Raw genomic sequence first — 10,892 nt, 5'->3', positions numbered from 1 at the left:
TGGCCCTTGGCGATGGTGTCGTAGGACCAGCGGGCCAGGATCTTCGCGTCGTCGGGGGTGGGTACTCCGCCGACAAGGGGCACAGGGCCGTCGACGCGGGCGGTCTGCCGGCCGAGGTTGTCGTACGTGTAGCCGATGGTCTTGTTGCGGGCGTCAGTTGCGGCGACGAGCTGGTCGAGGTCGTCGTACTCGGTGGTTGAGGTTCCCGCGTCAGGGTCCGAGGCGCTGGTCTGACGGCCGAGGAGGTCATAGCCGTGGGACCAGGTGTTGCCGTCGCTGTCCTTGACTTGCTTGAGGCGGTCGGCGTGATCGTAGGTATAGGTGAAGCCGGTGTAGTCGGCGGTGACGGTGTTGCCGTTGTACTCCCGCTTCTCGGTCAGTCGACCGCGGGCGTCGACTTCCTCGCGAATAGCAGGGGCGCCGTCCGGCGGGAGGACGGTGGTTGCGTTGCCCTCGTAGGTGGTGGTCGTGCGGGAATGCTCCTGGCCGTTGACCAGGGTCTTCTGGACCGTGGGGCGGCCTGCACCGTCAAAGGTGGTTTCGGTGCCTGCGGGCGCGGCCGTGGTCAGGGTGGCGAGCGCTCCGCTGGGTGCTGTGGTGTCGATGTACTGCGCGGCGGTTTCGACTGCGAGGCCGCGGGTGTCGTATTTGGTTTCGGAGATCACCCGGCCGATTCCCGTTGCGGCTGGCACTTGGACCTGTCGCGGGCGCAGCAACGCGTCGTAGATGGCGTACTGGGTGAGGTAGGTCGTGGCGTCGTTGTTCAGGGACTTGGTCGCCACCCAGGAGGCGGCGCCGGACTGCACCTTGTATTCGTACTTCTGGCTGGGAGCGTGTCCGGCTGCACGATCACGGTCGGCCAGCCAGACGTCGGTGAGACGACCGAGGGCATCGTAGGCGAGTTCGGTCCGGTTGCCGTTGGCATCCGTCCGGGCAAGGTCGACTCCCCAGTCCGGGGCATGCTCGACGGTGGCTGCGTGACCGGCGGCGTTGGTGGTCACGGTCTGGGTGATGGGTCCACCGGTAGCCGGGGTGTAGGCGATGTGCTTGGTTCGGGTGCCCTTGGTGTTCCAGGTCGCCGTGGGTCGGCCGAGTGTGTCGTAGGCGGCCGTGGTGACGGTCTGGTAGTGGCCGGATCCGTCCGTGTTGTAGCCGGTCAGGCGCTCGGTGCGGGTTGCGTCGCCCTTGGTCGGGGCGGCTGCGTAGGCCTGGCCGTCGTAGGAGAGGCGTCTGTCGGAGATCAGGTCGGTGGTCTCGGGATCGTTGGTCCGGTTAGGGGTGGTCACCGCGCAGCTGGCCGAGACCTTTTCCACCCGCCGGGGGTAGGAAAGCATCCACTCTGTTTCGTTGGTGGCATACCAGGTGCGGGTGCAGTCCTTGGAGCCGCCGGCGTCGGTCTCCGCGGTTAGCGGCAGGCCGCTTTTCGGGTCGTAGGTGGTGGTCGAGGTCGCCGTCATCGTGCTGCCGCTGCTCAGGCGGGTGCGGGTGACCTCCGTGCCGGGGCGGACCATGTAGCCGCGGACGGTGCCGTAGGAGTGGCTGTCGCTGGAGGTCTGCTGCGACCAGGGGGTGACAACCTTGGCGGAGACTTCCTGGCCGGAGGTGCCGTTGTAAGTGATCTGCTCGCGGAGTTGGCCGGCGTACTGCTCGGAGTCAGTCTTGGCCACGCCCTGGGAGTCGGTGATCGTCTCGCTGCGGGTGGTGCCGTCGGACTGCTTGTCGCCGTGCATGCCGCGGTAGTACAGCGCGGTGGTCTTCGAGCGGGTACCGGCGGCCGCGCCAACGGTGGTCGTGACCGTGTTGTAGCCGCGCCAGATGCCCCACGTACGGTATTTGGCCGGTGTGATGGGCGACTGGTCGTCGTAGGCCCAGGCACCGCCACCGGTGTAGCTGTAGTTGGTCTCCTTCAGCGGTGCGCCGCCTGTCGGGTCAGACTCCGTGACCTGGGTGACGACGTACTTGTGGAAAAAGTCGGTGCGTGGTTGTGGGTCTTCCCCACCGGTGGGGTTGGTTGGCGGGATCCACTTCACCGGGTAGCAGCGCTTGCTGTTCTTGTCGAGTGCGGTGGGCACGTTGGTGTCCGCCAGGCACTCGGGGTCCGAGTAGTTGACGGTCAGTACCGAGCCGGTCTCGGACTTGACGGTGCGGACGCGCCACTTGATGTAGGGCACGACGTCGTCACCGGTCTTGTCGACGCGGTTGTGCAATTGGATCCCGGAGAAGGTCACAGCTGGGAGAGCGATGGGGTCGGTGCCGGACTTGCCGGTGTGCTGGATGGACTTCAGCCACAGTCCCGGGGCGGAGCCGTCGCCTGGGTCGGGGAAGGAGTGCGACAGGTGCCAGGCGTTGACGTCGCGGTAGTCGGTGTCCGCCCCGGTACCGGTCCCCTTGTAGACCTGCGTGGTGACGTCGATCAGCCGCTTACGGGTGAAGAAGGACGGCGCGTTGCGGTCGGTGCACACCGTGCTGGCGGCGCAGATCTGGTCGAACGGCACGTCCGGCCAGGCGGCCTTGTTCGTCTCCGTGAGGGAGGCGCAGGTCTCGCCGCCGGAGACGGGGATGCAGCGCTCACCCACGGTGAACCTCACACGGGCGGCGGCGGGCTTGCTGAAGATGGTGTCGGAACGCTGGCCGTAGTCGATGCGCTTGAGGTAGCCGCTGCGGTCGTAGTACGTGCCGTTGCCGGTAGAGGCGTTCTTGGCGTAGTAGTTGCCCTCTTTGGTGTACCAGTAGCTCGTGACGTTGCCGTGCGGGTCGACAACGTAGTCCAGGTTCCAGCGCCAGGCCTGGCGCTTGGCGCGGTCGGCGAAGGTCGTGCCGCTGGAGTAGCCGGGTTCGCCGGCGTCGTCGCCGAAGACGGGGACCCACCAGGTGGAGTTGGTGACGGGGTCGTCGGCGGCGGTGCCGTTGTCGGACCAGCCGGGCAGGCGGTTCTTGCCGAACACGTACTGGGTGCCGTCGGTGGCGGTGATGGTCCAGTACTCGCCCTGGTCACCAGTGTCGCCGTCGTCACCGTTGACGGCGCCCGTAGCGCGGGTGACCCTCTCCCCGTCGTCGTTCTTCAGGTGCCAGCCATTGGCGTCCTTGATCAGCGGGCTGGACTTTCCGTTGAGGACGACAGAGGCGTTGTCCTCCTTCCAGCACAGGTCGCCCTTGCCGTCCTGGCCGTCGTCGTCGCAGGAGGCGTAGGAGCGCTCGATGTATGACGTCGGCACGTCGAAGCCCTCGCCCGCCCAAGACGGCTGAGCGGACGTCGACGAGGTACGGCCGTCGATGCTCTGAGCCGAGTAGCCGAGCGTCACCTCGGGGGTTGTGCCGGCAGGGGCTGGTACCGCGTCCATGCCGTAGGACCATGTGAAGTCCCCGTTGGAGCCGCCGCCCGCCCAGGTCGACGACGCCGACAACGGGGTGGCCTGGTAGCTGCCCTGATCGGAGGAAGCACCGGCGGAAAGCGCCACCATGGTGGTGGTGGCCGTGGTGCTGGCGGCCCGCCGGGTGGCGATCTGCGTGGTGAGAGTGCTGTTCTCGGCGTCGTTGCTGGTCGGCAGCACCGTGGTGGTGCGGCACTGCCTCTTGTGCGGGGTGGTCAGCGCACAGGCGGGCAACTGGACGGCGCGCAGGCGGGAGGCCCAGGCGCCGCCGTAGGCGTGGGCGAAGCGGCTGTAGTCGATGCTGAGTGACATGGCGGAGGCGCTGGTGTCACCGTCCGCCCGTTGCACAGACAGCACCAGGCCCTCGACGCCCAGCTTCTTGGCCAGTTTGCGGTCCAGGACGGTGACTTTGGCCCGGCCGGGGGCGTTTGGAACCTTCGCCGCCTTGGCCTTGGACTTTGGCTTGGCCGGGGCTCCCAGCGTGACGGGCAGGCCGTCAGCCTTTGCCTTCTTGCCGAGGGCTGACGGGATGTGCACGGTTGCGGAGCCGGGCGTGGGCCATGCCGGTTTGGCTGCGGCTATCTTGCGTGTCTTGGCAGCGGCCGATGCCGTCGGGTCCTTGATCTTCTTGGTCTTGGCCTGGAAGGCCGTGGCCTTGCCGTACTCCGGTTTGGGCAGCTGGGTGTGGTCACGGGTGGCGGCCTCGGGGGGAGCCGCGCCGAGGAGTGTGGCCGTGACGGCTGCGGCCAGGGGCAGGCTGACCGCCGTCAGTCGGCGTCTTCCTGCCCGATGCCAGGACCATGAGGGCAGCACGAATCTGCGCCTTGTCACAGTGGGTTCCTTTGATCTCGAAATGAAGCGGTGTGCCGGACGGTTGGCCCGGCACACCGCGGGAATCGTGGCTGCGTCCCAGACAGGTGCGGCGGAGCGAGGTCAGCCGATGTCGACAGGCGGTTCGTCAACCTTCGACAGCTCGCTGATCTCCTGTTCGGACAGCACGCCGGCGTAGACGCGCATCTCGTCGAGCTGGCCTGGGAGCGGGTTGCCGAGGGTGCCGGTGTCGTGGCGTCGGGAGCGGCCCATCATCAGCGGCCCGGTGGGCTGGAACATCTCCTCGACCAGAACGCCCTCCTCGGCGCCCTGCCGCTCGCCGGTGACATAGAGCTTGGCCGATCGGTTGGCGGAGTCGTAGACGCCGACAACGTGGATCCAGCCGCTGGGCGGGTTGACCTCGTCGGAAGTCTGGAATGCGCCGGGAGCGCCTGCGACGTCCGTTTCCCAAGCGCCGAAGTTCCAGTCACCCACCGCTTGGCCGATCTCCTGCCGGTACCACAAGCGGAACGAGTTGCGCTGCTGACCCGGGTGGGCGAAGACAGTGGGCGAGTGGGCCCGTGTGGTGTCTTCCAGGCGGCTTTGGGCTGCGAGGTTGACCCATCCGGCGACGGTGAAGCTGCCGGACTCGTCCACCGGGACCGCGGCGGTCAGGTGGCCTCCGGAGGGCTCGTCGAGTTCAACGACATTGCCGTGCCCGTAGTCCGCGGTCGTGGTGAACGCGGCGCCGGGCTGCAGGGTGAGGGTGTTGCCGCGCCCCGTGGCATCGGCGGAGCTGGTACCGGAGGTCTCGTCCATCTGCCAGTGGGCCAGCAGTTCCGCCCTCGGCTGCCCGGTCGCGGGATCCTCCAGGTTCACCAGCGGCGCCAGCTCGTCCGGGAACACCACCCGGTTGTAGGCCTGGACCTGGTCCAGTTCACCGTTGAAGTAGGACGACGGGCCGGCCGATACCTTCATCCGGCCGATCTCGAAGGGCCCGTTCGCCGCCCACGGCGTGGTGTAGGCGGTGGTGGCCTCGAGGCGGCCGTTGACATACAGGCGCAGTTCCTGTTCCTGCCGGTCGTATACGCCCAGCAGGTGCGTCCAGGCACCTACCACGGGCGGCGTCGTGCCAATCGCCCGCACGATGGTGGCTCCGGCGGCTACGTCCTGGTCGTATCGGTTGAACACCCACGTGCCGTAGGAGGCGGAGTAATACAGCTGGAAGGCGCCGACGTTGGTGCCGTTCTGGTTGGCAACCGTGCTGATCACGTCGGTGCGGTCCAGCTTGGCCCAGGCGGAGATTGCAAAGCTGCCGCTGGTGTTCACCACTGGGCCGGTGGTGGCCGCGTAGCTGCTGCCCGTGCCCTTCCATGCGGCCTGGTTGCGGCCCTTGGCCGCCCAGGATGCCGTGTTCAAGGTGAGCGGGTAACTGGTGCCCTGGGAGTTGGCTGCGGTGGTGCCGGTGTTCTCGTCCAGCTTCCAGGTGCCGATCGGCGCCGAGGGCTTGGCCACGTTGAACAGGTAGTCCTTGGTTGTGCCCCGGTTGCCGGCCGCGTCATACGTCTCCACCCGAAGCAGGTTCGACATGCGCTCGTTCGGCGTGATGCTGACGGTGTGGCTGGTGGTGTTCACGGAGTAGGTCTTGTCATCGACCTTGAAGCCGTTCAGCGAGCTGACATACCGGCGCACGTCCGAAGACCCGGCTGTGATCTTGAACTGGCCCGTCATTCCGACGCTGCCGGTCTCCGGCGAGCTGGCGCAGGTCTCCCCCGCGCACTCTGGGTACACGTCGCCCACGGATGTCACCGTCGGCTGGAGCGGACCATTGTTGTCGACCCTGAAGTAGCAGGAGGCCGACCAGGGCCCATACACATAGCCGGTCGTGCCGTTGTAGGTGTACTTGTACTGTGTACGGGCCCGGAAGTGGTACGTCGTCCCGTCCACCAGCGCCGAAGTGATGGTGTAGGGGTTCGCAGTGCCGCTCGCCGTCCATGCACTCGGTGAGGCTGTCCTGATATCCGAGCTGCCCTCGGTGTACAGCTCGTAGTTCGGCCGCAGGACTGCGTTCGAGCCATCCGCCGAGGTCGGCGTCGCGGTCATCGTCGGCGTGGTGTCCCGGATGTAGGCCGGGGAGGTGGAGGCCGAGCACGCGGTCTTCGGATCCGAGAGTTTCACATTCGACGGCGCGGTGTTCGGAACGCTGACGTAGGTGATCGACAACTTCGGCTTGCGCTCCGCCGTGATGCGGTCATCCTTGGGCGACATGAACTGCTTCCACGCGATCGGATCGGTCTCGTCCGCGCGCAGTCCCAGCGTGGTCGTGGTGTCCTTGGCCTTGGCCGTGTACGCCACGGCCGCCGTGGCATCGAACTCCACGGAGCCGTCCGGGCAACTGGCGGAGTAGCCCTTGGCCGCGCTCACGGTGTCCACCCGCGACTTCCACGACGGCGGGCTCGACCACGTCCGCGCTGAGCTGATGGTGGACGTGCGCCACAGCTCGATGTCCTTCTTCGTGCAGTTCGCCGACCAGATCTCATACGCCGAGAAGTCCGCATTGAGGATCTTCTTGCCCGCGACCGCCCGGGTGTCGAACTGGAACAGCGAGCGGACCTTCTTGTTGTCCACGTACGCGTCGTAGCCCACACCGAGCGCGTGGCTGGTGTTCCAGAACGAGGTGCCGGGCGAGTTCGACCACAGTGATGTCCAGCCGACCAGCTTGGCGGACACGGTCGGGGGGTCGATCACAATCGGGTACGAGATGTCCGGGTCAGTCAGGAACTCCTGATCTGGTACAAGGGTCAGCTTGTCGGCTGCCAGGGACGCGTTCGCCAACGCGGTGCGTGCCTGCGCGTGAGGGGTGACCGCATCCACTGGGTCAACAGCCTCGGCTGCGTCGGCCGAACTCGCCGCAGCCGTACGGCTTGTGGTGGTGTTCGACGTAACTGTGGCGGAGGGGCCGGAGTCCCACATCAGCGGGGCGCCGCTGATGAAGGCCGGCCGTCCACCGTCGTCGACCAGCGCGGTGACACTGTCCTCGGTGCGTACCTGCAAACCCTCGGTCTTGACCGGGTAGTTAATGGTGCCCAGGGCGGCTGCGGCCTCGGGCGTGTGCACCACCAGGTTCTGGGTGAAGCCGTCCGGCAGCACCTGCACCACCAGGTCCACATCGGGACGCACCGCCTTGTACACAGCGTGCGAACCGTCCAACATCGGCTCCGGCAGGGGCCACGGCGAGAACACCTCATAGGCGCGGCCATCACGCTCGAACCGCACCAGCGGATCATCCTGGCCGCCACCGGACAGCGCCACATCATGCGCGGCCCTCGGCGCCAGGGTGCCATCGGACTGCCGCACCAGCGTGGTATCCACAGGCGCCCACACGTCGCCCTTGCGAACGCGCTCCACCCCCGCGGAGGACTCCGCGGTGAACGTGCCATCCGGGTTCGCAAAGACCTGATTCGTCTCCGACGTCAGGCCCTGCACCTCTACCCGCTGCTTGGTCTCCACCGCCTTGCGAGAGGCCTTCAGTTCTGCGGACGCGGCCGGAGGGCCGTCATCCTCCCAGAATGCCTTGCCCTTTGACGCCTCATCCGCCGGCAGCGCAGAAGCCTCGCCAACGCTGGTCTCTACGCCACCGTCGCTCTCGACCGCGCTCGCCGGGGCGCCGCCCAGCAAACTGCCGAGTACCGCCGCTGACAACGCGGCGCCGATCGCACTTGAGGCGGGCCGACGCCTCCGGCGTCGATGCTGCCCAACTCCCATAACCACAACCCCTACCGCCTGCAACCTAAATGTCACGGCAGGTTAAAGATCGAATAAGGAAGCGATCAAGGAGCGGAAATCTACCCATGCTGTCGGTTGTCGCCACGAACGGTGACGCGAGGATGAGTGTGAGTCATCTCGCACAACTTCTATACAACCATTTCTCATCTTCCGCACAGCAAACACATACCGTCTGCCATTGAGTCGCCGCACCTGATCGCGTCGATCGCGGTTCGAACGGAGTTCGTGGTAGGGGGTGAGGTTCTGTCGGGTAGGTCGGGGGTGTTGCGTTCCATCCGATGACCGACGAGTACCGTTGTCTCGGGCGGCAGCCTGGAGCAGGCATGCAGGGCGGGAGGTGCCACGCAAAGCTGGGTTTTGGACCGCTATCAGCACACAACGACACACTCTCACCAACCCTCCCTATTTCGAACGGCCAGGTTTTGTGCCGCGTCTGCAACAGAGCGAAGTCGGATAGCTGATGGATGGGTGACTCCGAGGAAAGCAACGGGGCGCGATCGAGCAACAGCTCCGTTTCAGGGGTAGTGGGGAGACGATTCACCCGGGTGAAGTCCTCTCCTCTTGGGATCAGGAGCCCTGCCGTAGATGCGCGAGAACCTCGGCGAGAGGCAGCTCGTACTGGTCCTTGTCCTTTTCCCAGTGCGCCATCACCGAGGCTGCTGCCTCGGCCATCTCGCTCGGGAGCCCTGCCTCCCTGAGCGTGTCAGCGACCTCCTGCATCTCGGGGCCCCATCGCCATGCGCGTGCGGCCACGCTGGGCAGGTACTCCGGATCCGAGAGGATCTGCGACGGCATCCTCCGCGCCTCCTCCGTGAGCAGGTCGGCGACACCGTGGGCATCAGCGAGGGCGTGCGAGACGCCGGCCAGGGTGCGGGCGGCCTTCTGGAAGCCCGCGAAAGATGCCTTGAGGGCTGAAGCAGAGCCAACGTGTCGGCCTGCACTGCGCACTTCCACTGCGGATTCCTTGAACAGGGTGCGCATGAGTTCTGCGGCTTCCTCGTCACCGGCGACGTACAGTCGACACGACCGACCTGCCCTGGGTGGAGGACCGAAGATCGCCCCGTCGAGTACGACGGGGGCAGGGCGGATTTCGCTCGCGATCCGCTCCATGCGCTGTGGGCTGATCGCGTTGGCGTCGACGTACAGGCCGTTGAACGCGTGTCTGGCGACCTCGGCCGCCACGTCCTCCGCGGCGTGCGGCGGACAGATGGACAGAACGGCATCGCTGGCATCGAGGGCTTCTTCGAGGGACGCGGTCGCAGTCAGGTCCGCCTCCTTGGCGCGCTTGGCCGTCGCCCGGCTTCGGTCACCGGAGACCCACAGCACGCGGCGAGCTCCGACGGCCTGTGCGGCCACGGCCGCCCCCATTGAGCCGGGGTGCAGGACGGTCACCGTGGTCACTGTGTTCCTCCAGGGGGAAGCTCGGCCGGAGTCTGTTCCTGGTGCGCGACGATAGCCTCACGTATGGCAATGGCGGTCGGCGCGGTGCCTGCGGGGTGCAGCGCAAGGTGGCGGCCGAACTGCCCAACGCGCTTTCGGACGCTTTCCGTGCGGCGACGCGCGTTTACGCCGAGCACGTCGTAGACCTGGAGAGCTGCGCCATCAAGATCCCCGCGGTTCAGGCGGGCCATCGCCAGGTCCATGCGCGCCAGTGACATCTCTCCCAGACGACGACTCTCCGGAGGTGCGGCCTCGAACATGCCCACAGCTTCCTCGGCCCGCGCTTCCGCGTTGCTGAGGTGCTGACTACCGCCGAGCCACAGGTGGGTGCTGCTGGCGTAGAAAAGCTGTTTCTCCTGGGGGAAGGCCATCATCCCACCGGGAAGATCGTCCCCGATGGCCATCCGATCACGCATGCTGTCCGCGGTGTGCAGGGCGGCGATGGCGTCACCCGCCTGCTGAAGCTGGCCGTAGGCGCGTGCCTTGATGCTGGTCAACCGGATGTGGGCCGTACCGTGCTCGGGCGTGAACGCGCTTCCGGCGTCAGCGAGACGTACGGCGTCATGGGGACGGCCGTCCCAGTAGGCGATCAGGGCTTGGAGCCCTCGCACCCACGCCCGCAGGCCGTCGTGGCCGGCGAGTTCGCCGCACATGAATGCGGTACGGGCCTGAGTCTCTGCTGCTTCGTACCGTCCAAGGTCGAAGCTGGCGTTGGCCAGCACACCGCACAGCACACCCGCTGCTACGTAGAGGTCTCGGGTGTACTGAGGAGGCTGGCGCCCCTCAAGGAAGTCGAAGGCTCGGTCACGAAGAGCACGCACTTCGCGGAACAGGGGACCGACAGGGTGATTTGGGTAATTGGTAACGATTCGCCGGATGTCGGCTTCCAGTTGTTCCATCGTGTGAGGACCAACGTTGCTGCTTTCTGCCCTGGCAGCGAATCGCGCTGACTCGTTGGCGGCTGCCATCACCACATCCCCAGCACCGTAGTCGAGCTGACCTTCCTGGGCGCATTCTGCCGGGCCGTGAACGCCGGAGGAACGGTCGGCCTCTGAGGCTGCAGCGAACAGACGGCCAATGGGGACTCCCGGGAACATGAAGTGCAGGATGCGACGGGCTTCAGTGCGCGGCGTCGTCTTCACCTCGCCGTGGACCCACCTGACGAACTGTCGCCTCTCTGGCGGCGGGGCCGTCGCGAGAGTCGGCGGGCCCTCCAGGTCTGCCAACTCCTGGGCTGCTTGCCGGTACCGCCTCTTGAACACCTCGTATTCCTGCCAGCCGTTCTGGTTGACCAGGACCTGGAAGAGAGGCGGTTCCGGTTCCATGCCCGCTCCTTGGGAGGTTCGTGCCTTCGTCTGCCGTTCACGCTAGGCATCAACAGCCGTGCAACGACAGGGCACTTGCCCAGAAGTCCCGGCCCGCGAACGAGAAGACAGCGATATGACGCAAGACGACGCATGACGACATCGTTGAGGCACTCGTGAG

General features: G+C 66.4%; 4 protein-coding genes. All 4 read right to left on the bottom strand.

Annotation, left to right across the window (positions count from 1 at the left end):
- Window positions 1-4,202 (bottom strand): RHS repeat domain-containing protein (locus H4N64_RS43030; protein WP_472910314.1); only part of this gene is annotated, 4,202 nt, incomplete at its 3' end.
- Window positions 4,203-4,304: 102 nt separating this feature from the next.
- Window positions 4,305-7,859, bottom strand: coding sequence for a LamG-like jellyroll fold domain-containing protein (locus H4N64_RS43025; RefSeq protein ID WP_260860374.1), 3,555 nt, complete (start codon window positions 7,857-7,859; stop codon window positions 4,305-4,307).
- A gap of 675 nt (window positions 7,860-8,534) precedes the next feature.
- Window positions 8,535-9,368, bottom strand: a complete 834-nt coding sequence (locus H4N64_RS43020; protein ID WP_186288071.1) for a DUF1932 domain-containing protein — start codon at window positions 9,366-9,368, stop codon at window positions 8,535-8,537.
- The gene (locus H4N64_RS43015) at window positions 9,365-10,732 is read right to left on the bottom strand and encodes a hypothetical protein (RefSeq protein ID WP_186288070.1); all 1,368 of its coding nucleotides are present in this window, start codon (window positions 10,730-10,732) and stop codon (window positions 9,365-9,367) included. The genes H4N64_RS43020 and H4N64_RS43015 overlap by 4 nt, the downstream gene beginning before the upstream one ends.
- Between the last annotated feature and the right edge of the window lie 160 nt (window positions 10,733-10,892).

It is taken from the genome of Streptomyces cupreus (assembly GCF_014257025.1).
Lineage (GTDB): Bacteria > Actinomycetota > Actinomycetes > Streptomycetales > Streptomycetaceae > Streptomyces > Streptomyces cupreus.
Note: the sequence above shows the minus strand (reverse complement) of the source record. Positions and strands in the feature narration are given on the sequence as shown.

What these genes read in the sequence shown, in the direction of transcription:
- H4N64_RS43015 (WP_186288070.1), bottom strand. Translation starts at nt 10,732, where the DNA reads ATGGAACCGGAACCGCCTCTCTTCCAGGTCCTGGTCAACCAGAACGGC.